Source organism: Oceaniserpentilla sp. 4NH20-0058, assembly GCF_040371755.1.
GTDB lineage: Bacteria > Pseudomonadota > Gammaproteobacteria > Pseudomonadales > Oceanobacteraceae > Bermanella.
The window spans coordinates 94977-119430 of sequence record NZ_BAABWE010000005.1; the positions used below are offsets into that span (position 1 = coordinate 94977).

A 24454-nucleotide genomic window follows, 5' to 3' on the forward strand; every position below is an offset into this window, starting at 1 on the left:
TCTACTAGTTGAAGTAGGCTTTTAATGCTCTGAGGTTATCTTGGTCAGCTTTAATACGCAGTTTCAAATAGATACCTTGAGCGGAGTAGGCGGCGGCATCAAAGTCAGAGTCACTAAACCCTGCAAAGTTGTAGCCTACACTTACCCATGTATTTTGTTTTGGAATATAACCAATGCTGGCTCCAAAGCTATGCTGGCTGTCATCAAGCTCGTAATCAAACAAGCGCTGAACATGGAAGCCCCAGTCCCATTTAGGTCTAAATTGGCGACGAATTTGCGCACCAATTAAATCGATAAAACCAGAGTAATCAAATCCATCAATGGTTTCGTCAATATATTTGAAACCGTATTGGCCACTTAACTGCATCTTAGTCCAGCGCATATTAATATGAGTATTATTTATTAAACGCTCGCTGGATAATGTTGAGTCAAGGGTACCGAATATATTATTGGTTTCGTGAATTAATTTAGTTTGGTTCAACCAAGCAAAACCACTGCCTAAAGGACGCAAGCCAATATCAAACTCAATTTGTTTAAATAGAGTTTCAGTTGTATCGCTTTCATCGCTGCGATAAATGCCGCTTAAACCAAAAGCAAGGCCTGACATAATGGGGTGGTATAAACCAGATGTCATATTAATTTTTTCATTTAGATCACTTTCACGATACTCAGCGCGGTTAGTCCATTGCCAAGTAGGGCTTCGATAGCCCCAGCCAGCTGAGACAGCATAGAAATCATTGCTACTGTCAAGCAGATTGGTGATGGTGCTATCTTGAGGGACAACCACATTGTTCTCAAGATTTTGTGACTGATCAAAGCCAAAACTAACCTGCCAGTGTTCGTTCAAGTTGATTTCTTGATTCAAACCATGCACAGCGAATATGCGCTCGCCGTCCTTGCTTTCTACTTGTTCAGCACTACTGGTTAGTTGCATACCTTGCCAAGGGGTGGCACGTACGCCCGCTACGCTGCGCACTGGTGCTTCACTTTCAAACCCCGTTTCATGGGTTGCAAAAATAGTAACTTGATCGTTCAACCTAAAATCACTGCTTAAGCGTAGTAGGTCGTAGACTTCTTCGTCACGCTTGATGTTTAACTCTAAGTCAGCACTCATTAACCAGCGGTTTTGCATAAAACTATATGTGTTGCCCGCTAATAACTGTTGGGATTCAGTGTCAGCAGTACTACTTTCATTTTTTGCGATACGAGCACCTAAGTGATAGCGACCCTGTTCGTATTCATTATTTAGCTTGATTTCCATTAAGCTAAAGCGCTGGTTACTATCTAATTGGTTTTGATCGGTTATTAGTGCAGAAAAGTACTTTTGTGTGGTGAGGTAGTAATTACCTTCAACAGATAGTTTTTCAGTACTTTCTAGGTTTTTGTTATTTTGATCTAAACCAAACCCTGCTTCTTCTGTGCGGATGTAGGCTTTTGTCTGTAATTGTTCGCCACGGTAATCCACACCTAAATAGTTTGCACTGGCGCTGGTCTTAGTACCTGATGTGGTATTTTCTGTGATAGCAGACTCGGCGATAATTTCCAAATTGTCGGAAACTTCCATGCGTAAATCCATACTGTTCAACGTACGGCTGTCAGTGCCAAGTTCTTCGCTTATTAAGGTGGTACCTACTTCTAAGGATTTATCCATCAAATGAATCGCTGCACGGCCACCATAGGTTAAATCATTAGCGTCGCCGTCTTCGGTTTCATAATTAACGACAATGTAGCGGGGATTAAGGTTTTCGTCGGTACTATTAATTGCAGACTTAAAGAATACCGTGCCGTTTATGTAGTCGATATTATAATCAGAGTCTTTGGTTAGCTCGAATTCACTAACAATGATTTCATCACGGAAGCGGTCACGTACTTGAATGCTAATGGTTTCACTGTTTGAAATAATGTTTGTGTCAGATAAACGATACAGACCTGATGTACCATCCCCTTGAATTTCATCACGGCCAAAGCGTTGGGCCGATTCGGTAGCAAAAACGTTAAACGACACTAAGTCACCTTGGAATACAGATTGAATACCATGGAATTTTCTTAAGTAATCACTTAGTTCTGTGTTGTTTAAGTCGGTGCTGTAATCACCAAACACATTGTAGAAACGCTCTTTTTCAATACGCAGGTATAACTTGCCTTCCATAGAGGCATCCAGTTTCTGGGAGCTGTTATCGCCATATAACGTATAGTATTTGTTTGGCTCTAATAGTTTTTCAAATGGTGTCGTGGTTTCTTTACTGCTGTCATAGGCTGCGGTTAATAACCAGTCCCCTGAAATTTGACCCTTTGCAAATAACGCTAATCGACCGTCGGTATAGAACCCTTCTTTGTGATCGTGGGATTTTGCTGTCTCGATATGGCCGCTGATATCTTTATAGCCTATGGTCCCTTCACCTAATGCAATTAACATCCAGTCCCGAGCCTGTGGTTTTAACCATACACGTAATTCTTCATTCTGTTCATTGGCAAATGGGAAGCGAATCACCGCTTCACCTGCTTGAGTGGTTGGTTCTAGGGTGATGTAAGTAATACCATCAGCGCTTATTTCGTAGTTAGGCTTGTATTCATTACGGGTGATCTGCACTTGATCTTTGTTGGGGTTCAGTGCTTTGTACGGGCTGTCTACGGTAAATTCCCCTTGCAAGCCATCACGCACTGGGTAGCCGTCTTTATCAAGTAACTGAACAGCGATGACAGGGGCGATTACACCATCAGCAACGGCTTTGGTTTCTTCTTTAACAATAATGGCTTTAGTTGGGGAGCCAGAATAATGCAGTTCAAATTCAGTTCGATTGATGATGTTTCCGTTTTCGTCTACCAATGAGGCGATAAATACGTTATTACCTTCTTTTAGATCTAAACCACTCCACATACTTACAGCTGATTGGTTTGCTGAGTATCGTTCACGGCTTAAAAAGTATAATTCGCTTACAGGCTGATTATTCAGTACTAAGCGAATACTGTTATTAATAGGGTGTTTAATCGCTACTTTTGTTGCTGGAATATTTGGCAGATAGCCGTCAGTTGGCCATAACCATTCAAACTGGTTATTGGTTTGAGCTAAAAATGCTTTATCAAATGTGGGCATCGTGATGACATTACGAATTGGACCAGATGCGGTCGCTTCCACAGGGAAGTCAAAGCCACCCGGTGCCACCCCTGTTGTGACGACCATTTGTTTGCCGCTGTCGGCTTGTGCAATATTCATGGCGTTGGTACCACCTAGAATATTTACTTCTACACGACGGTTAAGTGCACGGTTTTTATCATTGGTATTGGCAACAATGGGCTTGTTAGCACCATAACCAGCAATCGTCACCTGTTCAGGTGTTATATTTAGTTGCTCCATTAAATAGTTGGCAGCGCTTCGCGCACGAGCCATAGATAGTTCGTTGTTGTTTTTGAAAATATGACGACTACGACGAGCAATAAGGACATCGTCTGTGTGACCAATAACTTCTATGCGTAAGTCTTTTAACCCCTTTAGTTTTTTAATAACTTCAACCATCGACGCTTTATCAGCTTCACTAAGGGACTCACTAAAGGAGCTAAATTTAGGTGCCTCTTTTGGTTTATGCACCTGATTATCGGCAGGCACCAGAGCTAAAAGGGCGCTAGTAAAGGCTACCGGGGTTCTTTGGTTGTTTTGACTTGGTGAGTTAAACATGGCCACTGAGCGGGTAGTAAGCTCACCAGGCTGAGCATCTGGCCCAATATAGGCTTCAAATTCTAAAGTGTGCTTCCAGTTTTTCCCCGGGTCGTTGAGGGAGAAAAGATAAGTTTGCCCGTCATACTGTTTAGGTGTGGCGATTTCTTTACCGTCAAAACGTGCTGAGCCTTGTTTATAAATCACCCCGTCTGGCAGCATGATTAAACTACGAAGGTCTTTTAAGATAACCTCTGATCCTGTTAGATCAAGGTTGTACTTAATTTTCTGTAGAACCGGTGAATCTATTGGCAAGGTTGCTTTTTCTTCCTTACTAATGAGCTCTAGCGTACTGCTTAAACGCTGAATGACTTCCCCTTTACTCGGCGGCTTAAGCTTGACGATAAAGTCAGTACGCCACATTGCACCTTTCTCAAGATCTACAAATTGACTGTAAGCACGACCTGCATGTTGACCATAGTTATCACAGGCCACTTGGTCTAAATAGCGTGGCAAGGTTTCTGTATCTAGTTGAACTATGTGTGTACCGGCTTCTTGGCCTTCAATATGCCATAGGCCGTCTTCATCTGTGACCACATATGTACCGTTCTCAAGATAAATACGCACACCAGCAATGCCTTCTTGTTCTACGTTGCCTTCACAGTCGCCGATGTAAACACGGCCAAACAAACGAGTGGCATCACTGAATAACTCTTCTTTAATTTCTACATCACGAGTCGCCACATTCGCCGCTAAAGGGGCCTCACCTATGATGTCTTCTTGATCTTCTAATGCGACCGTATTGGTAGCTTTACCTAAAGGCGTACTGACACCTACACGGGTGAGGTATCGAAGGTTCAAGGTTTGACCAACTGCAATGTTTGCAACATTAAAGGTAAGGGTACGACCATCACTGGAAATACTTGGGTCAGCTACTATTGTATTGTCAATACGGGCACTATCCGGTACATAACGAAACCCCTGTGGAAGGGTGTCCACTATATTGACATTGGTACCAGGAACTTCAGAGTTTTGTAATTTGATGTTGTATTGAATTAACTCACCCACACCTGCTTGAGATTTATTGGCAGTTTTGGTTAGCAATACGGTGTTGTCTTTTGGTTGCAGTGGTAGATCCATTTGAAACGTAATACCCGTTGTAAATAAACGGCCACGACTGCCTTCTTCATCAAAATTAAACGGCCCTTGTGGGATATCATCTAACGAGACTGTATCTGCTATAGGGAAGTCATGGTAAGGGCTTTCTGCAATTTTAACGATGTAATCACCGCCTGCTAAGATAGGGAACGCAAAACCACCTTGCGGAAAACCATAGGTATAGGTATTGCTGTCAGCGCCTACAACTGAAACAGTACTACCAGTGGTAACGGTACTTGGGAACACCCCACCTTCATCACTTAAAATGGATGCAGGAGTAACTCCATCACTTTCAAATAACGAGACTTCAATTCCGTTAATTGGCTCGCCAGTATCTGCATTGATCACATAACTGGTTGGGTCGAATAAAGCACCGGCACGTACTAAATCTAAACTATCAAATTTATCTTGATAACTGGCTTGAATACTGGATTCACTGGTCACTGATAGTTGGCAGTCGTGGTTTTGTGGAGTTGCACTTTGGGTATTAATGGTTTGAATATAACCAGTAAAGAACCCTGTGCTGTTGCCTGTTTCGGTTAACTCAATGGTTTCTTGGTCAAGCCCGTTTTCACTGATAATAGTGACAATGATGTTTTCAATTTGAGTTGGATCTAAGTTTTGGTCTAAATCTTTTAGGTGAACAAATATTGTGTCACCTACTTTGAAGTAATCATCACTGTTTAAGGTTAGTACACTTGGTAGAGTTAAACTTTGCCCTTGGTAGTTTTTAGGGATTGGTTGTGAGATTAAGCCATTACCTTGAGAGTCACTGGCGCATTGGCCCTGAGCCACAATAAAATCACCAGAAAGGGATTTACCATCTGAGCTTGCGCGGGTAGTGAAAGCATTACTTGAGTTATTGAACGAACCAGTGGTTAGGTTCTGAGAGTTTCCATTGCTGCGCCTAAAATTATTTGTGTCGCATGTGTTATTTGACTCGCACAGTTCTCTCTCTTTTGCTTTTTGATATTGCGCAGAAAAATCGATGCTGTTGTGCATCAAAGTAATAACCGAAGGTGTACCAGCACCTGAGCTGTCCCTTGCAGTAATAAAGCTTTCACTGTCTTGTGCTTGTAATGCCGCACCATTGAATTCGAAGTTTATGAAGGCGGTATTTTCGATAAGGGTATTGCTAGGTGTTTCTGCAAAGCTTGCATTGGTTTGACAAAATAAACTGCTTATAAAGGCAATAGCAAAAGCACCGCGACGAGATTTCGCAACAGTGTTTTTGCTATTACCTTTACCCAAGGCGCTTAGGGCACCTTGGGTAGAGGTTGCAATGGCCGAAGCCATTGCTGGTACTGAGTAACTACGTACTACCACTCAGGATTATTCCACGATCGCAGTGAAAGTGATTTCGATGTCTTCGCCAGTTTTAAAGCTAGATACATCTACATCCAGAACGTTGTTAGTCGTAGCTGAAAGGTCAGGTGTCACTGTTCCATCTGAGAACGTAGCACTTTCGTTACGAAGAGTGGTTTGTACTAAAGCAAATGTTACATCTGGATCGTCATCAGTAACGGTGGCTAGATCCACAGAGAAGTTAACTAGATCAGCATCTTGACTACCGCTGTTTTTAGCTTTGATAGTGTATTCAACCATTGCACCTGGGATGGCTTTTGGAATGTAGGTTGCTGCAGCATCTGGGCAATCAGGAGTACCGCTTGAGTAGTCTACTTTAGTGGTATCAGCGTCTAGGTCTGTGTCACAGATTGGATCGTTAATCACGTTCACAGTCAATGTGAATTTGTTGGTATCTGTGACGTCGTCAGGGTCTGTGAATTTCGCAGATTCCACTTCGAATGCAGTATTTTCAGTTAGTGAGCTTGTGATAATAACCACTTGCTGAGTATCTTCAATAAATGCATCAGCGGCATTGTCTGTAAGGTTAGTAGAGCCATCCGCTTCTTTTGCATCAGCCGTTAAAGAAACCGCAGCAATATCCCCATCACTTAAGCTAGTCGCATCTGGAGCAGTTGCAATAACAACATAAAGCGCAATAGCGTCGTCAGCTGCAAGGTTAGTCACTAGTGTTGCTGTGTCTTCCGCAGATTGATAACCCGCTGTGGTTCCATCTTCAGCATAAACAGCTACCGCAGCACCTAGGTCTACGGTATCCGCTACTGTACCGTAGTCAATAGTTTGGTTACCGGTTGCAAGATCTGCAAGGGTTAATGCAAAGCCCAATGTGTCATTCGAGGTGCTTGTTAGTGTGTAGCCTGCAACGTAATTAGTGCCCTCTGGGGTCACTTTGATTGTTGCTGTTTCATCCATGGTTAGGGTGAAGTTTACTTTTGTATCAACAGTGAAGTCAGCTGTTTGAGTTAAATCGGTTTGTGCAACCGTATTAACTGTGTAGCCTAAAGTAACTGTGTTATCGATAACAGTACCAGCGGCTGTTCCTTCTGCCATTGCGTGGCCACTTAGGCCAATGGCCGTGGCTGCCGCTAAGGCTTTAAGTTGTGTATTGAATTTCATTGGTTTCTCCCTTGAAATTTTTATTCTCTAACGTTGGTTTTAAGTTAATTTATTACTATTTTACTTGTACGACGTATTGCACTGAACTTTCATCTCCTGTTTTTAAAGGTGATAGAAGGGTCCAGCGCACATGGGTGTAGTCCTTTGCTGTGGCTGGCAATTTTTTGCCTTCCCTAGTGATAAACAGTTGTTCTGGTAGACCGTACTGCTTACCACCGTCAACTGAAAATTCGATTTTACTGCTGGCCCCACGGGCACTGTTATCCACATACACAGTGTTATCTGGAATTGGATTGTTAAGCACCAAGTTATCAGCCGTTTCATCGCTATTGTTGTTCACATGTATGCGATAACCTACTTTATCTCCTGGGATGATGTTTTTTGCCTCAACCCATTCAACTTTACTGGTGCCGTTGTCTCTTTGTGTTTCAACCACTTTATATATGTCAGTCTTTAGCTCCACTTGTGCTATAGCAAAAGTAGGAAGAAGCAAACATATAATGGCTAAGAGTTTTTTCATGTTCCTTCCTATTGAATGACAGTGGTGAATTCGATGTCGATGCTAGGATCACCAGCATTAATATTACCAAGCTCAACTGTAATTAAGCCGGTATTGGCATCGTATGACGCGCCATCAGAATCTGCACCGCTTGCGGTTCTATCCACGCCACCAACAGTAATCACACCTGATGAGGTACCATCTTTAAGTTGAAGTTGAATAGGTAAATCATCGGTTACTTCTACATCATTGGCGGTGCCAGTTCCGGTGACAGTTACTGTTAATATGTAATCGACTTCGGCACCAGGAACCGCTTGATTACCTGCACCACCACCTAAGTTATCGCGGGTAGCACTTATGGCTTTGCTGATTGCAACATCTATATCTGTCACAACAAAACTAGATGTAACAGAGGTAATTGCCTCTGCATTTACGGCATCTGTGGTTGGGCTGCTACTACCAGCGCCATTAACCACTGCACCTGCTGCTGGATCGGTTTGGCCGTCAGCGACAAAGGTTCTAGACACGGCGGACACATTCAAGTTAGCAAGATCGGCATCTGATAAAGAGCCAGGGATATCTGCGGTTACCCACAAAACCAGTGAGGCATCTGGGGCTAAGACAGGTGGATTATTGTTGTCGTACAAGGTATCTAATGCAGTATTTAATACACCATCGCCATCGTCGATATAATAACTACCTACAGTTACGTCAAAATCATCACCAGAATCTTGAGAGACATTAATGACAAAGCCTTCATCGCCGTTACCATCGTTTTGTAAACGGAATTTCATCGCCGCTTCTGTTTGCGGAGAGCTTACACTAACGCTGCTGGCGTCCAGCTTTACAAGGGTAGATCGGATTAACTCTTGTACAGTGAAAGCAACAATAGCTGAGTCATTTGTTACACCGCCACTGGCAGTTTGATAGGTTACGCTCGCTTGGTTTTCAATACTGACACCAGCGGACGTTCCTGCACCATGTGATAGAGTACTAAGCATCATCATGCCGCTTAGTAATCCCCCAATTTTAACGAGCTGTTTCATGTGCCTTTCCTTTTTTATATAAAATTATTGCTTTATTAGTTCAACCGAATTTGATACTGAAACGTAAATTCAGGTGAATAAGTATTATTTTTATCTGACTTTTTAAATTGCCCAGAAGGGCTAATACGAATAAACCGGATACTTGGATCGTAACCATCACCACTATCGACTGGCTCGTAAGAAAAATCGATGCCGTCTTGTGAAAAACTAATGTGATCAGTGGCGGAATCCAGCGCCGTAAAGTTATACGTTAAGTCGCTTTCGTTTGGTGTTGTGCCGTCTATATAACATATTGGGCCACTTCCTGTCCCCGGGCCTCGGCTTAAACAGCTTAAATTCCCGATAAACAGCTCAGAATGTACAGGGATCGTATCTTGTAACTTAATTGATGTGTCATCACTGGCTCCTCTACCACTATTTACGGCATTAATAGAATAAATAATTTCGGCCCCTGGGATGGCTTTAGGGAAAACACCAATCGTTTTGTAACCATTCACAGGGTCGTAGTTTACTTCCAGTGACTTTGTTATAGCGATATTGGGTTGAAAGGGGAGTACTGTAAAACCATCTACCCCTGTGTGGCTGACGTCACCTTCGACACCTTCATCTGCAATTACGGTTATGGTCCAGCCATTGATTATTTCGTTTTCTTCAAGCAGGGTGAAAGGCATTTCAAAGGTTTTAGTGGCCGATGTGGTGTCGTCACTAGGGTCATCTATGGCCACCATGTCGATGTTGGTGCCACTGCCAAAGTCATACAGTGTGCCATTATTCTTTTCAATAGTGAGATTAGCGTTTGTAATATCAAATGCGCCAAAAGGGTCGGAAACCGTGGCCCGTACTGATAGCTCAGTATCCGGTTGGCTTGATGTAATTAATGTGGCACCGGAGTCATCTATAAAATCTGAATTATTATCAATATAGGCAGCGCTGTAGACATCAATACTTTCTACATTAATAACGGTAGAGGCATTAATAATGACGGCTGAGTAGCCGTCGGCTAATCGAGAACTGTTATCACCTTGTGTATCGGCTTCATCAAAAATGTGGATAGTGACTCGTCTGTTATTAGATGTGGAATCACGTCTGGCATCATTTCGCATGGTTAGAATGAGCCCGTTACCTGCTGATACAGTGTATTCATTCGGTTGGGATGGGTTTTTATCTAGCGTAGTCGAGACATCTATGATGCCGTTACTGCTTTCTATGTCCACGTTAGTAAGTACTTTGCTGGCTAATACGGTGCCATTTGTGTCAGATAGTGTGTAGGTAAATGTGGCTCGGGTCGTTCGGTTACGATGACCATTTACTTTCATTTCAACGGCAATGTTAGTTAAATCAAAAGTCAAATCATCTTGCAGTGCAGGGGTTAGGGTCCAAGAGCGCTGTGTTTCTGGACTTAAATCTGTTGTTCCGTCAGATGGGCGGCTACGGGACATGCCGCTACCTGTATCAATATATAATTGCTTGTTGCCCGATGTTGGTGTGTAGCTATCAAGTACTTCAATGGTATTTGAGTCTATATTCCAATTGCTTGAGTTTAGATTAAGCAGAGCGCTTAAATCAAAGGTGGTACCAGTAGGGGTTGATGCATCGGTAGTGAGAAGCAGGGTGATACTTGCAGTGTCACCAGATGCGAAACTTATACCGGAAATGTCAAGGTACCCTGTGCCGTTAGCGCCTCCAGTACTGAGTGTGTTATCTGTTGCCCCAGATGGAATACCGGTGACATTCACCTGTGTAATAAACGATGGTAAGTCAGCGGTTACGCTTAAATTGTTTATATCAATATCATTTTCATCATCTAAGGTGATGGTGACTTCAATGATGTTGCCTGCTGTAAATAAGCCGCCATCAAAATCAGAAATGACAACGGTAGATGGAGATAAATCCGGTGCAACGACCGTGATGTCACCTGTGTCCACTATCCAATCGTTACTGTTATAGCTTATGGTGGCTGTGTTTTGTAATGATGCTCCATCAGGTGCGCTATTGCTCACTTGTACTTCAAAAATAATCTGAGCTTCACCACCAGCTGGAGCAAAAATATTCTGTATGTCTAAATAACCCGTACCATTAGCCCCCCCGGTGGCTTGTGAGTTACTAACTGCACCGGAAGGTAATGATGTAATAGTGTAAGAATCAATCCAGTTGGGCATGTCATCGTACAGTTGAATGCCACTGGTACCTAAGCCACTTGAGTCTTTAACCGTGATGGTATATTGCAGTGTGTCACCGGCCAATAAAGAATCACCATTCAAATTGCTGTAGGTTTTACTGGAAGAGGATAAATCCACAACAGGAATCGACACAATCGGCGAGCTAACTGTATATGTATCGTTAGGTGCGTGATTATCAAAAATATCGTATGGGGCGGTATCGTGATCAACCGTCACACTCCAGTCCACCGTTGAACCTGCAGTGCCACCGGCAATACTAATGGAAATATCTAGGTAATCACTCCAACCGGAACGTAGTTTTGGTTGATAGATGCATGAAAGTTGTTGACCACTTTGACTGCATACCCAATCGCTATCACCTTGAGTGCCGTTAAATGTGTATTCACTGGGTAAGGTTGTGGTAAAACGTGTACTTTGGGCTGGCACATCGTTAGGGCCGTTATTGGATATAGTAAACGTCTTAGTAATATTTGTGCCTTGCGTCCAACCTGTTGGGTTGGATGTTGTCACTTGAAGGTCTGCCACAGGAATATTTGAAACGCTGATAATCTCAGCGGTTAATAAAACACCATCTTGGTCTGCGGAGTAAACAGTAGAGACGGAGGTATCACCTTGCACTAAATAACTGGAAATGTCGTAGGCGTCGATATCGACGCCGTATGTAGTAAGGCCACCTTCTATATTTGAATACGAGTCAAATTGGTTGCCAGACGAGTTTCCGCCACTACTATCAGTTAATTCGTTACCTTCAAAAGATAGAAATTCACTACCACCTCCCAAAGTGTCATCGCCTTCCCATGTGATATGGGCGTGTTTACCTTCGGGATTGGCAGGTAGCTCGAAGTTAGAAGGCGTTAATGATAGGTATGTTGTTGTAAAATCCTTCTGGAAATAGCTAAAGCCTTCATAAACGTTAAGTACTTTAAAACTCTCGGCATCATCCTCATAAATAATCGCTAATGCCCAACCCCCAACTACAGACTGGGTATCACATTGACCGCCGTCATCACGTATATCCATATTTGAAACGGTATAGGTCGCATTACGAGTGACAGAGATAATACTGGTAACATCCGCCACGGCGCTATAGAAGTAACTGTGGTAATACGAATTTGGGTCTGTTTCATTGGCTTCGGTATAGGTGCGAACCGCGCTAACTGTTTGGCCGTTCAACGTCACACTGGAGTCAATATCTGCGTTTGAATCCCCGTAAGCAGAAGCTGCCCAATATAAATAAGCTTTTTCAATGGTGGCATTGGTTGGAATGGTGCTTAGCGGGTTTGAAGATGACGTACCAAAGGTGCAAGGGGCAGTACCATTTGATGCGGTACGAAAAGAGCCACCAGTAAGTTGGAAGTTTAGGTTGCCAGCGTAACTTTCTAAGAGTGATACGGTGGTACCAGAAAATCCGTAGTTACTTGCAAGCATGGCAAAGCACAACAGCAAGATTTTGACGGCTGCTTTAGGGCTTCTAATGAGAATAAGACCTACTTCTAACTTCAAGTTATTACCATTTGTATAGTCTGGTTTTAGTTTCGTAATCTAATGTTATTTGTGGGCACTACCTAAGTCAATAATGTGACTTGGTTCTCTTATTGAAAGAATTGGGCCAAGTAACTTGTTCATTTTATTAGAAAAATTAAACTGCCTTATATTGGGGCGTAAGCGCACCGTATAAGGGATTATTGTGCCATATTCTACTTTAATCGGGGTTTTATCTTATTTTTGGGTGTTTTTTTGAGCTAATTGCGAGTAGGGTTAAAACTACAGAGGAAGTGTAAAGATTAATCAATTTTGGAATTAAATGTTAAATAGTTATTTAAAAGTGACATATTTGGTCACAAATGCATAAAAATTCTCACAAAGATCAGAGAATGGGGCTTTCGAGTGAATATGTTTTGTGTTGGTAAATACTAAGGTTAACGAGAATAATTAGTATTCCTTGTGGTTTGCTCTATGTTAGTAGGAGTTGCTATTGAAGGGTGTAAGGCGTTAAAAATTCAGTGTTTGCCATGATTTTGGCGTTCCTCATCTATTTTACTGTTTAGTGGTATAACCCTTTAATTTAGAGGTTTGCTTAATATGGAGGGTGCCGCGATCAGCGCAAAGAGGTACGCAGGGGTTTTACTTACAAAACAACGGTTAATAAATTGAAGTTAGTTTAAATCTTAGTATATTGCTGAGATTGGAGGTATGGAAATCAAGATAAATAGAAAGGGGTGTTGAAAAATGGTTGCGGGAGCCGGATTTGAACCGACGACCTTCGGGTTATGAGCCCGACGAGCTACCAGACTGCTCCATCCCGCGACTATAAGTATTTAAGTTGTGCAATCAAAAATCAAACTAGACAGTTATGAAAATTGGTTGCGGGAGCCGGATTTGAACCGACGACCTTCGGGTTATGAGCCCGACGAGCTACCAGACTGCTCCATCCCGCGACAACACCGCTTCTGATTGATTCAACATAACTTGAATCGCGGCTACTTCACTCGCTATTGGCGGTTGCCTTAGCGAGGTTGCGCATCTTACGGATGAAGCCCTCTTGTGTCAAACGCTTTGTGAAAAAAAACCTAATAAATTCAATTACAAAGCGTCACTTTTGTACTTAGCTAATACTTTCGTAGCGATTGTTTAAACTACCAAAAAAGCGATCATGTAAGGCGCTGTATTCACTATTGTCGGCGTTCAAAGTAAACCAGCGGCATTGCAGGGCCCTTAGTTGTTCTTCAATGGTGGGCAGCTTTTGTCCCATGTTTTTCTGTAAACGCTCTACTTGCAATGCCATACGCAGCCCTTGATCTTGTTTTGGACTTTCAATGTCCAGCGTAATTTCTAATTCTAAGCATAATTTATGGAATGTATCTTCTGAGGGCTCTACTTGGTTGCTTAGGCGTTGTGTAAAAATGTTTTTTACTTCTGTAGGAATAGCCGCAGACGACACATCAACTGTAAACGAGTTTTCTTGGTCGCTGCTTTGTTCCACTTGGCTAAGCTGTTTAGCAAGGTCTTGCGCGTTTAGCCATAAAGAATGTTGCGCTTTGGCTTTACTCTGTTTTGCGGCTAACTCAATTTTATTGTTAAGTTCGGCAAGTCGCTTGTCGATAGCGATTTTTACCTTTTTAGGTAATTCAATTTGTGTTAGTTGCTGATTTGTTTCGTTTAATTGCTTTTTTAAATGTTGGGGGTTTTCTTCTAATTGTGATTCAATATTGGTAACAAGTTGATTCGCTTGTTCAATGTTTGAATCTAAGCGTTGTTTACGCGCTTCACTGGCTGCATTTCGTTTTTCAAATAATGCATCGCACTGCTCTCTGAATTGACTCCAAAGTTGGCGCTCAGCACGGCCCGCATTGCCTTTTGTTTTCCATTGGTTTTGAATGTTTTTGCAATCTTCGATGGCTTGGGCGATGTCTTCGCTGTCTTTTAGGGCTGTCACTTCATCTATAAGAGCTTGCTTTTGTGAGGCGTTATCTTTGAAGTGCTCAACCAGTTTTGCATGGATAGCTTGGGTTGCTTCATGAAAACGCTGTAAAATATCTTTTTTAGCAACATGATCCACAGGGGAGAATGTTTTAAATTCGTCGTGTGCTTTATCTAAAATCTGTTGAACAGACTTCCAGTTTGGGTTGTGCCAATCGTTTTTGGTGAAGAATTGTTCAAGTTGCTCGCAGATAATGGTGCGTTGCTCTAAATTGTATTGGCGGATTTTCCCCATTTCTTCAAAGTGTGATTGACACGGCAGGTAAGCTTTATCTGAGGCTTTTTTAAATGTTTGCCAAAGAGCTTGCTGTTGTTTTTGATTAGGCAGGCTGCCTAAAGCTTTCCATTGCTCTTGTAATTCATGAATGGCTTTAGCTTTTTCTTTTGCAGGCATTTGCGCTTCAATTAGGCCATTCATACTATCACACAAGGCTTCAAACTTAGGTAGGGTGGCAAAACCTTGCCAGTCTTTTAAATTATTTAGCGATTGCGTGAGCAACTGGAGTTGTGCTTTTTGTGGCTTTATTTTGTTTGGTGCGAGCTGATCTAATTGCTTACGAATAGTATTTTGAATATTTTTTGCTTGTTTAACTTGGCCATCGTTAATGGCTTTTTCTAATTGCTCTAATAATTGATTAAGAGCTTGGATTACTTGTTTTTCATCTTTATTTAAACTATCTAACGCGGCATTTACTTCTGAAAGTAGCGTGGCATAGCTATTTAATAGTTTGTTTTTAGGGAATTCATTTGGCCAATTGATTGATTTAATAATGCTATTTAATTGGCTTTTTTGTTCTTTGAGTTCATGGAAAACTTTATTTTCTAAAGATGCGTGCAATGGTTTGAAATCAATAGAGGTATCTTCTATGAATCCAAGGCTCGCCTGTAAATTAACTAAGGGCTTTAAAAGGGATTCAAATTCTTTTTTAATTTGAGGTTCTAATGGTTGCTTTAATTCTAATGCTTGTTGCCATTGCTCGTTAGCTTGACTAATAAGGCTATTGACACTGTTTAAACTTGGTGTGGTGGATTTGCATTCTAAGGTGAATGTTTCTAAGGAATTAATGCAATTGAGTTGCAGTTCTTGTGCCTGAGATTTTGCAGCTAGATCGGCATTAAGTTTATTTTGTATTGCTTGCTGTTCAGTTAATACGGCTTCGCATAGCTTAATGTTTTTAGCGAATAATTCGGATTGAACCATGCTCCCATCGACTTTTTCCCAAGACTGCTTAAGAAACGCTAATTGCCCCGCGTAGGTTGGGCTAAATGCTTGAGTTGTTAGTGATTGTATATCGTTAAGTAATTTATCGATGTGGGCTTGCTTGGCTTGAGTGCTGGCTTCTTCTGCAGAAATGTCGGTTAATTTAGTTTTGGCTAAACGCACAAGATTTTTGTCTTTATTTAAAAAGCGTTGCTCTATGGTTTTTAATTTGTCTTTACTTGTTATTAACTGTGCAGCCAAAGCTCGGCTTTTTGCGCTTGGAGATTGCAATATAAAGTCAAATAACGTGTTTTCGTCTTGAATTTTAGCAATAGCAGCTTGAGCGAGATCTTGATTACTTGAGTAGGTGGCAATGGACATTAATACGGCGGGTTCGTCAATTTTTGATAGGTTCTCTAGGCGACTATCAGCTTGATCTGAATTGAGTGTTGTGGTCAAAAAACGCTCAATGGCGGCGTGTTTTATGTTACCGTCTTTTTGGTTAAAAAATGTTTGTAACGTTTTAGGGTTTTCGATGAGGCTGATTGCTTTTAAACGAACTGCGTTATCGGTATCTTCTGATGCAATTTGAGCCAGTATTTCAGGCTCAATCGTTTGATCTAGGGCGTTTAAGCGCACTTTGGAGTCTGAATGTTGCCACTTCGGGGTAAATAGATTTTTTAAAAATGCTGCCATGGTGTCCGCCTAACATTGCCAAAATCACTGGCTAATACAAAATAAAGAGGGCTCATTCTACTGGCAGAATAAATTGAGGCAAGCTTTGCACCTACGTACCAGTAATCACGGGCCTTTAGTCATTCTAATTCGCTTGTATGACTACCAGAAAACAACTAAAAATAATAATTATTGGCTAACCTCATGTAAAAAGGCATCTCCAATAAACCTGATTCTTATGAAATTGTAAATTTGTACTTCTATGAAGGCTGGCTGTTGCAGTGTAAGTCTTGTATGAAAAACCAACAGAATGATCAGTTATACGTAGATATAAATGATTTAACTATGTATTACCAAATAGGGATAGGCATTTGTATCAATTTTGAAATCTGCCCGATACAGTCCCTTTGAGAAAAAGATAATACACTTTTTAGTACTTAGGTAAGCCATGAATATCTGTGAGAGCTGACCATTAAGAGAGAAAATCTAGCATCTTAAAACAGCATTACTAAACGTGTTAGAATCCCATTGATTGAATAGACAGCAGTCGGCATTTTATGAGTGAAACCATTTTTTGGTATGATTTTGAAACCTTTGGCGCAAGCCCTATTTGGGATAGGCCATCGCAATTTGCGGGTATTCGCACCGACTTAGACTTAAATATTGTCGGTGAGCCTGAGAATTTTTATTGTCGTCAGGCTGATGACTATTTACCACACCCAATCGCCTGTTTAATTACCGGCATAAGTCCTCAAACGTGCCAGCGAAAAGGGCTAGCCGAAACCGATTTTATTGCCCGTATTAACGATCTATTCTCTCAATCTGCAACCTGTGTCGCTGGCTATAACAGTATTCGCTTTGATGATGAGGTGACTCGTAACACCCTATATCGCAACTTTTTAGACCCATATCAGCGTGAATGGCAAAACGGAAATAGCCGTTGGGATATTCTGGATATGATGCGTTGTGCTTACGCATTACGCCCAGAGGGCATTAACTGGCCTAAGGGTGAAGATGGCAAAGTCAGCTTTCGACTGGAAAAATTAAGCGCCGCCAATGGCATTGTCCATGAAAATGCTCATGATGCACTAAGTGACGTATATGCCACCATTGGTCTTGCAAAATTAGTGAAAGAAAAACAACCTAAATTGTATGAGCACTTATTTAACTTGCGCCGTAAAGATGCTGTTGCCCCCTTACTGGATACCGTTAACTTACGCCCTGTATTACACATCACAGGCATGATTTCAGTGGATAAAGGCTGCGCCGCCATGATGGTGCCACTGGCTATGGACCCAAAAAATAAAAATTCAGTTATGTGTTTTGATTTAATGCAAAACCCAGCTGATTTATTTGAATTAAGCGTTGAACAAATCCAACAACGATTATTTACCAGTAAAGCCGAACTAGAGGCCCAAGGGCTTGAGCGCATTGCGTTAAAAAATATACACATCAATAAATGTCCTGTAGTGCTACCGGGAAAAATGGTCACTCCGGATATTGCTGAAAAATGGCAATTGGATGGAGCTAAAATGCGTGAGCATTTAGCCATGATCAAAGAATACCAATCGAAAGGTCATAACTTAAAAGAAAAGCTTCAAGCGGTTATGCATAAAGAGTTTGCCGATCAAACCGATCCAGATGCCATGTTGTATACAGGGGGATTTTTCAGTCCATCGGATAAATCGGCCATGGCTAATATTCGCCAAGCTCACCCAGAAGCACTGGATGACATGCCGTTTGCCTTTCAAGATCGCCGTTTAGAGGAAATGCTGTTTCGTTATCGCGCCCGTAATTATTTAGAAACCCTAAATTCAGACGAACGTGAAAAATGGGAAGAGTACCGCAAACAAAAATTGCTTGGCCCAAACAATGGCCAATATCTTAACTACGAACAATTTGCCAAAGCCATTAATGACGCGGCGCAAACTGCACCAGTTGAGCAGCATGAGCTACTACAAGAGTTGGCAACCTATGCGGAGAGTATTTATCCGTTTTAAAATAACTCGAGTTTAAGAATTATGAGTTACTTAATCATGTTTACTAACTCACCCCACACATGTTCCATCAACAATGGCTGTGCTTTGGCTGTTGGGTGCAACCCATCTCTTTGAATGTACTCTGCGCGATTCTCGCTATTTATCACTTGTTCTAGTGGCGCCAATAAAAACGGCACATAGGCAATGTTGTTGTCTTTTGCTAGTTGATCAAACGCGGTACTAAACATCTGCCCAAAACGTTTGCCATAGTTATTGGGTACGCGGATTCCCACTAGCAGCACCTTAGCGTTAGCCTGTAAACTCTTTGATATCATGGTTTGTAGGTTGTTTTTCATTTGTGCGATGGACAAGCCCCGCAGGCCGTCATTGGCACCCAGTTCTAAAACAACGAGGCTGGGTTTGGTTAGCTGTAATAATTGGTTAATTTGTCTAAGGCCTTCAGCTGATGTTTGCCCACTTATACTGGCATTATGAACTTTGAATTTGTGGTTGTTTTTATCTAATTTATTTTGCAGTAGAGTAGGCCAACTTTCTTTGATTTCAATGCCATAACCGGCGCTTAAACTATCCCCTAGAATTAATATGGTTTTTTCTGCAAGTGCAGGATTTCCCCATAGAATACAAAAGCAAACAATAATATAACGCATAGTACCACCTAAACTGTTTGAGCTTATCTTAGAGGGCGGAATGCTTCTGTGCAATGCGGGAACAGTTGCATCAGTGTGTTGTATTAGTTGACTAGTATATGGGGTAGGCATAGGCGCATAATAAGCGTATATTGCAGCCCCTTTTTCGCCAGTTTCCAACCATAAGAGTCTATATGTCAGCAGTATTTGAGCCTTGGTCATTTCAGATTAAAACCGACTTCACCCTTAGTGGCTGGCGTACTCGTTTTACTGGTAAGCCTGTGATTGTGTTTTTTCACGGAAATGGCTTCAGTGGATTAAGTTACCGCCCAATGCTAGATGCCTTAGCCAGTGATTTTGATTTAATCGTACCTGACTTACCAGGCCATGGTGATAGTGGATTTGCTAGTGATTTAAGCGGCTGGAACGACACTGCCCGTTATATGCGCAGTGTGTTAAATAGCTTTTCTCATCAGATTCAAGCGACAGTGCCGATTTTAGGCTTAGGTCATAGTTATGGTGGGATTATGACGGCCTTGATTGCGGGGTCTGATCAAAATCGTTTTAAGAAAACTCTGTTGCTTGATCCTGTGATATTTTCTTCCGGTATGTTGTTTGTTAAGGGCTTATCTGAGTGGTTAGGCTTGGCAGAGCAAACTGACTTGGTTAAAAAAACCAAAAAGCGTCAAGATAGCTGGGCTTCTAAGCAAGAAGCTTATGAGTATTTTGAGGGCCGCGGGATATTCAAAAACTGGGCTCCAGAGTCATTACAAGCCTATATTGACGACGCTCTTATGGACAAACCAGAGGGCGAAGTGGGTGTAACCCTAAAGTGTCCAACCTCGGTGGAGGCAAAGATATTTGCCAGTTATCCAAAGCGCTTATGGTCTAATTTGAGACATACCCGTACACCTTGTAAAATCCTCATGGGTAAAGAGTCTTACCCATTTATTGCTAAATCGGCTGCGAAATTAGAACCTCTTAAAATGTTCCAAACCGAAAAGGTAGAAGGAGGGCATTGCTTTATGCAAGAACGTCCAATTGAAACAGCTAAGATGATTAAGGATTGGTTCCTGCAAGATCGTATATTGTAACCTTGGCCACATATAGCCAGCGCCTTTTCTGGGTGCTGGCTTTTATCTTACCTCCTGCTTATCCCTTTTTGTTTCTCTTTAAAGCTTAGATATGAGCATTTGCTCATAAGGATTTGTATTGGTACTATAAGTTAACTTAAGCCCGATTAATAACCATAAAAATACCGAACTTGATGCCAATCGACTATTCCAAGCAGGAATCAAAAATGATAACAAAAATAATAAAACCTCTATCAATGACTTTAATGTGCGCCGCCTTTATCTCAATGGTGGGTTGTGGCAGTAGCAGTGAGGGTAATAAATCATCGGATGACGATGATAAAGGTTCGGAAGACTCCAGCTATACCGTTTCTTTAAGTCAAGTTGGAGTTGGTGTCGATGACCTTGAGGCTAGTGTTACATTCTTTGAAGATGGTTTAGGAATGCACGAAGTAGAGCGTATTACTCGTGATAATCGCATTGAGGTCATTATGGCATCTGAAAATGGCCGTGGTGCCGATATAGCCTTAATGAAATTTAATGATGCAAATATTGTTGTAGATCAAAATCCAGGTAAGATTGTTTTTTATACAGCTGATGCCTCCAAATTAGCAGAGGATTTAGAAGCTGCTGGTGGCGTGATTGTTGAACCCCCTAAAGCTCAAGCGTCAGTAGGCGGTGTTGTAGTTGGCTTTGGTCGTGATATTAATAAAAATATTATTGAAATTGTTGAACAAGACACTGAATCTACGTTTATAAGTGCTATTGGTATTGGTGTTTCGGATTTAGATGCAGCTTATGATTTTTATGTTAATAGTTTAGGATTTAATGAGTATTATTACATTCCCATAGCAGGTAAATATAATGAGTATATTTTAACCTCTGATGTAGAAAATACACCTTCATTGGTTATTATGAACTGGGTTGATGAAGAAGAGCGCAACTATATAGATAACCCAGTTAAAATTTTATTAGAGAGCAATAACCCTCAAGCACTATCTGATGCAATTGAAAGTGCTGGTGAGACCGTCACTCAAGAGCCGAGTGCGTCAACAGAAGCGGATTTAGACGGCGCAACCGTTGGTTACGCTAAAGATGCGGATGGTACCTTAATTGAAATTCGTGATTCTGCGGATTAATTCAAACGTACATGAATAATATAAAAGGGTTGGTGATTACTTCATCAGCCCTTTTTTCATACAGCAGTGCATTATTACGTTTAGTCGATTCAGTCTGTGGCCTAGCTTTCCATGCATGATAGCCAGATCTTGAGACTTCTAAATTGCGATACATACTTGAAGTACTCGATTGTCGCTGGCTGCTTATGAATTGGTATTTTTCCGACGTTGTTCCGCGAAGTACTCCTGCGCCTTTTTTAGTATGGCTTTATCCATTTCAGCTTGCTCTAGGGCTTTCTTGAGACGTTTATTTTCTTGCTCAAGCTATTGATAGCTTTTGTTTGGTGAAAGGGTCTTTTTCAAAGCGGCTATGCCTATTGCTGTTTGACTGAGATATTGCTTTCTCCATCGCCCAAGTACATTTTCATGAATACCCAGTTCTTCGGAGAGCGCACGTAGAGTACCGTAGGTTTCAATGGAGCGCTTCACAGCCTCTATTTTAAAGGCTTCGCTGTATTGAATTCGAGATTTGTATTTCATTTTCACCTTCTTTTGAAGTTGAAGGTGTCCATTTTTTCGGGGTCAGCCCAGTAACAAACGAAAATCCCTCCCTAAGAAGCAACTTACAGAGAATGCGAAACTTAAAAAGAAGTTGAACGTTTGAACAAGGAGAATGACCTTTTAAAAAAGTGGCAACAGTTTCTAGCGGAAAGCCATCAGAACGATTTGGATTTATCGAGCGATACAGATCAGAGCTAGGAACACAGTTTTTATGTAAATGGCTGTCCGTATCCCGAAGCGGGTTTTACGCATGGAAAAATCGAAAGCCTTCTGAACGAATTAAATCAGATAAAGTTTTATTAAAGAAAATTAAGGAGGTCTTTGATAAAAGCAAAGGCCGTTACGGCAGCCCAAGAGTATATGCAACACTACGTAAGCAGGGGGCAGTTGGAAAATCGCGTGTAGAGCGACTTATGAGGCCCGCAGGACTAAAAGGCAGAGTTAGTCGTGTTACTAGGAGGCAGCCAGGTTTAAAGCGTTTTGTATCGAAAGGTGAGAATAAACTGATAGCGTATGGTAATGCGACTAGTATCAATCAAGCTTAGGTTGCTGATATTACATATATCAAGCACCAAAGTTCTTGGCAGTATTTAGTAACGGTAATGGATCAATATTCACGACGAGTGATTGGTTGAAGACTTTCAAAATCACGTACTACGAATATTACAGCTCAAGTACTAGCTGCGGCTATTAAAAATCGTGGCTATCCTCGTGGAATTATATTTCACAAAGATCGAGGAGTAGAGTTTACGGGTTCAGAATTTCAAAGAATTCTCACTAAATACTACTTTAAACATAGTGTGAATAGAATTGGTTATTGTACGGATAACGCTTTTATGGAATTCTTCTATCACAGTTTAAAAGGTGAGCTGATCCGGAAAACAAAATTCGAATCATTAGCGCATTTAAGAAAAGAAATTGGTCGCTATATAAATCAGTTTTATAATAATGTTCGGTTGCACTCTGGTTTAAACTATATGTTACCGATTAAATATGAACAAAGCCTAGTATGAAAATGGCGTGTCGATTTTATCGGGGGAAGATCAGGCTATCAAAGATGTCAATCAATGCTCAGGTAAGACAAGTAATCATTTAGGAGAGTGACATATCCCCCATCAAGACAAGCCTTATCCTTTAAGTATGAATTTTAAAAACTGGAAGTTGAGCCTTCTCAATCAAGAATCATGTTTAGTTTCTGTTGTTGGTCGCAATGAAGAATGATGGGCACTTTACGAAGATAAAAAGCTCTACCTTCTTATTTTGATTGAAAAAAGATAATTAAAGAACATTCATTATTTTCGCCTAAGATTTTACGCAATAGGTAGTAGGTTTTTAGAGGGGTGGACTTGGCCACTTTAAGTAAACGCTTTACCATCATGTGGCCAAAGTGGCCAAGTTATGGGTAAATGAACATTAATAACTTTAGTGATCAGTGGTCTCCCCACCAGGACTCGAACCTGGAGCAGCCGCTTAGGAGGCGGCAGTTTTATCCTGTTAAACTATGGGGAGAACACAGCCATTCTACCCGTGCTTCAAAAAAACTCAATAAACTCATAGACTTAAATTTGTTTTATGCCGCGTCGTGTCTAAATATCAGTGGAACTTGCCCTTGTGCAATAGGTCTTAGCAGACTAAGGTGAATCCCATCAAATTAGCGGCAAACAATTAATCAGCGACTTCCGTTTCATTTAAGATACGTTAAGTACGCCAATCATAAGCCGTACCGAGAGAGAAAGGACTATGCTGGATACGAAACCCTTGCTAATTGCTCGTGAATTTCCGTCTATAAAGCGTCAAGCTTTGGATATATTACAGGTGAATCTGGGTTATTTATGTAATTTAAGTTGTACTCATTGTCATGTGAATGCTGGGCCGCGTCGTACCGAGTTAATGGATGAGGCAACCATTAATACCGTATTAGAGGTGATTAAATCTCGTAACGTACAAACCTTGGATTTAACCGGTGGCGCGCCAGAGATGAATCCGCACTTCCGTTATCTAGTGAGCGAAGCTCGTAAATTAGGCTGTGAGGTGATTGATCGTTGTAATATTACCATTCTGTGCGAGCCGGGCTACGAAGATTTAGCCCAATTTTTAGCCGATGAAAAAGTAAAAGTGGTGGCATCTCTGCCTTGTTATACTCAAGAAAATGTCGATGCTCAGCGCGGAAAAGGGGTGTTTGATAGCAGCATAAAAGGCTTGTTAATGTTAAATGAATTAGGCTTTGGTAAGCCGGATTCGGGTTTAGAGTTAGATTTAGTGTATAACCCCGGCGGGGCATTTTTACCGCCATCGCAACAACAGTTACAGCAAGACTATAAACAACGTCTGTCAGATGACTGGGACATAGAGTTTAACCAGTTATATACCATCACAAATATGCCGATTTCTCGTTTTGGTTCTATGCTGGTTTCAAAGGGGCAATTTAATGATTACATGCAACTGCTTATTGATAATTATCAAGCCCATAATTTGGACACGGTTATGTGTCGCAATACAATAAGTGTGGATTATCAGGGTAATTTATATGATTGTGACTTTAATCAAATGTTAGAAATGCCAATCAAAAATGACGGTCATGCACCTAGGCACATTCAAGATTTATTGGCCAATGACCTTTCTGGAAATAATATTGTTGTGGCTGGCCATTGCTTTGGTTGTACGGCTGGTGCTGGGTCTTCTTGCGGCGGTGCTTTGTCATAAG

13 protein-coding genes, 3 tRNA genes and 1 pseudogene are annotated in these 24454 nt (G+C 41.4%); 6 read left to right on the plus strand and 11 right to left on the minus strand.

Features of this window, described 5'->3' with window-relative positions; all coding sequences use genetic code 11:
• Window positions 1–4 precede the first annotated feature (4 nt).
• From ABWV45_RS08450 to ABWV45_RS08485, 8 genes are all read right to left on the minus strand, one after another.
• Window positions 5–6106, minus strand: a complete 6102-nt coding sequence (locus ABWV45_RS08450) for an OmpA family protein (RefSeq protein WP_353350619.1) — start codon at window positions 6104–6106, stop codon at window positions 5–7.
• Window positions 6107–6142: 36 nt separating this feature from the next.
• Entirely contained in the window at window positions 6143–7291 is a 1149-nt protein-coding gene (locus ABWV45_RS08455; protein ID WP_353350621.1) for a hypothetical protein, read from the minus strand.
• A 55-nt stretch (window positions 7292–7346) separates the two neighbouring features.
• Window positions 7347–7811, minus strand: a complete 465-nt coding sequence (locus tag ABWV45_RS08460; protein ID WP_353350623.1) for a hypothetical protein — start codon at window positions 7809–7811, stop codon at window positions 7347–7349.
• 8 nt (window positions 7812–7819) lie between these two features.
• On the minus strand, window positions 7820–8836 hold the full coding sequence (locus ABWV45_RS08465) for a hypothetical protein (RefSeq protein ID WP_353350625.1): 1017 nt from the start codon (window positions 8834–8836) through the stop codon (window positions 7820–7822).
• A 35-nt stretch (window positions 8837–8871) separates the two neighbouring features.
• A complete protein-coding gene (locus ABWV45_RS08470) occupies window positions 8872–12519 on the minus strand; it encodes a hypothetical protein (RefSeq protein WP_353350626.1) in 3648 nt (1215 codons plus the stop codon).
• Window positions 12520–13246: 727 nt separating this feature from the next.
• Window positions 13247–13323 (minus strand) — tRNA-Met (locus tag ABWV45_RS08475).
• Window positions 13324–13377: 54 nt separating this feature from the next.
• A tRNA-Met gene (locus ABWV45_RS08480) sits at window positions 13378–13454 on the minus strand.
• Between the two features lie 167 nt (window positions 13455–13621).
• Window positions 13622–16393, minus strand: coding sequence for a DUF349 domain-containing protein (locus ABWV45_RS08485; protein ID WP_353350628.1), 2772 nt, complete (start codon window positions 16391–16393; stop codon window positions 13622–13624).
• A gap of 536 nt (window positions 16394–16929) precedes the next feature.
• Between ABWV45_RS08485 and sbcB the strand changes: the two genes are divergently transcribed.
• On the plus strand, window positions 16930–18372 hold the full coding sequence (sbcB, locus tag ABWV45_RS08490) for an exodeoxyribonuclease I (RefSeq protein WP_353350630.1): 1443 nt from the start codon (window positions 16930–16932) through the stop codon (window positions 18370–18372).
• Between the two features lie 26 nt (window positions 18373–18398).
• Here the strand turns inward: sbcB and ABWV45_RS08495 are convergent, their stop codons facing one another.
• On the minus strand, window positions 18399–19019 hold the full coding sequence (locus tag ABWV45_RS08495; RefSeq protein ID WP_353350632.1) for an arylesterase: 621 nt from the start codon (window positions 19017–19019) through the stop codon (window positions 18399–18401).
• A gap of 173 nt (window positions 19020–19192) precedes the next feature.
• Between ABWV45_RS08495 and ABWV45_RS08500 the strand changes: the two genes are divergently transcribed.
• The gene (locus ABWV45_RS08500; RefSeq protein WP_353350634.1) at window positions 19193–20092 is read left to right on the plus strand and encodes an alpha/beta fold hydrolase; all 900 of its coding nucleotides are present in this window, start codon (window positions 19193–19195) and stop codon (window positions 20090–20092) included.
• Between the two features lie 206 nt (window positions 20093–20298).
• Window positions 20299–21210 (plus strand): VOC family protein, encoded by a 912-nt coding sequence (locus ABWV45_RS08505; protein WP_353350636.1) that lies wholly within the window; start codon window positions 20299–20301, stop codon window positions 21208–21210.
• Between the two features lie 303 nt (window positions 21211–21513).
• Here ABWV45_RS08505 and ABWV45_RS08510 read toward each other — a convergent pair whose 3' ends face one another.
• The gene (locus ABWV45_RS08510; protein ID WP_353350638.1) at window positions 21514–21729 is read right to left on the minus strand and encodes a transposase; all 216 of its coding nucleotides are present in this window, start codon (window positions 21727–21729) and stop codon (window positions 21514–21516) included.
• Between the two features lie 149 nt (window positions 21730–21878).
• Between ABWV45_RS08510 and ABWV45_RS08515 the strand changes: the two genes are divergently transcribed.
• Together ABWV45_RS08515 and ABWV45_RS08520 are read left to right on the plus strand one after the other, a co-directional pair.
• The gene (locus ABWV45_RS08515; RefSeq protein ID WP_353350640.1) at window positions 21879–22295 is read left to right on the plus strand and encodes an IS3 family transposase; all 417 of its coding nucleotides are present in this window, start codon (window positions 21879–21881) and stop codon (window positions 22293–22295) included.
• 108 nt (window positions 22296–22403) lie between these two features.
• Window positions 22404–22763, plus strand: a pseudogene (locus ABWV45_RS08520) (integrase core domain-containing protein); the annotation flags it as partial.
• Window positions 22764–23183: 420 nt separating this feature from the next.
• Here the strand turns inward: ABWV45_RS08520 and ABWV45_RS08525 are convergent.
• Window positions 23184–23259: transfer RNA gene (locus ABWV45_RS08525), tRNA-Arg, on the minus strand.
• A gap of 231 nt (window positions 23260–23490) precedes the next feature.
• Between ABWV45_RS08525 and arsS the strand changes: the two genes are divergently transcribed.
• Window positions 23491–24453 (plus strand): arsenosugar biosynthesis radical SAM (seleno)protein ArsS, encoded by a 963-nt coding sequence (gene arsS, locus ABWV45_RS08530; RefSeq protein ID WP_353350642.1) that lies wholly within the window; start codon window positions 23491–23493, stop codon window positions 24451–24453.
• Window position 24454 lies beyond the last annotated feature (1 nt).

Bases quoted from the DNA above. Each gene is read 5' to 3' on its own strand.
- ABWV45_RS08450 (WP_353350619.1), bottom strand. From the start codon at position 6,106: ATGGCTTCGGCCATTGCAACCTCTACCCAAGGTGCCCTAAGCGCCTTG.
- ABWV45_RS08455 (WP_353350621.1), bottom strand. From the start codon at position 7,291: ATGAAATTCAATACACAACTTAAAGCCTTAGCGGCAGCCACGGCCATT.
- ABWV45_RS08460 (WP_353350623.1), bottom strand. From the start codon at position 7,811: ATGAAAAAACTCTTAGCCATTATATGTTTGCTTCTTCCTACTTTTGCT.
- ABWV45_RS08465 (WP_353350625.1), bottom strand. From the start codon at position 8,836: ATGAAACAGCTCGTTAAAATTGGGGGATTACTAAGCGGCATGATGATG.
- ABWV45_RS08485 (WP_353350628.1), bottom strand. From the start codon at position 16,393: ATGGCAGCATTTTTAAAAAATCTATTTACCCCGAAGTGGCAACATTCA.
- sbcB (WP_353350630.1), top strand. From the start codon at position 16,930: ATGAGTGAAACCATTTTTTGGTATGATTTTGAAACCTTTGGCGCAAGC.
- ABWV45_RS08495 (WP_353350632.1), bottom strand. From the start codon at position 19,019: ATGCGTTATATTATTGTTTGCTTTTGTATTCTATGGGGAAATCCTGCA.
- ABWV45_RS08500 (WP_353350634.1), top strand. From the start codon at position 19,193: ATGTCAGCAGTATTTGAGCCTTGGTCATTTCAGATTAAAACCGACTTC.
- ABWV45_RS08505 (WP_353350636.1), top strand. From the start codon at position 20,299: ATGATAACAAAAATAATAAAACCTCTATCAATGACTTTAATGTGCGCC.
- ABWV45_RS08510 (WP_353350638.1), bottom strand. From the start codon at position 21,729: ATGAAATACAAATCTCGAATTCAATACAGCGAAGCCTTTAAAATAGAG.
- arsS (WP_353350642.1), top strand. From the start codon at position 23,491: ATGCTGGATACGAAACCCTTGCTAATTGCTCGTGAATTTCCGTCTATA.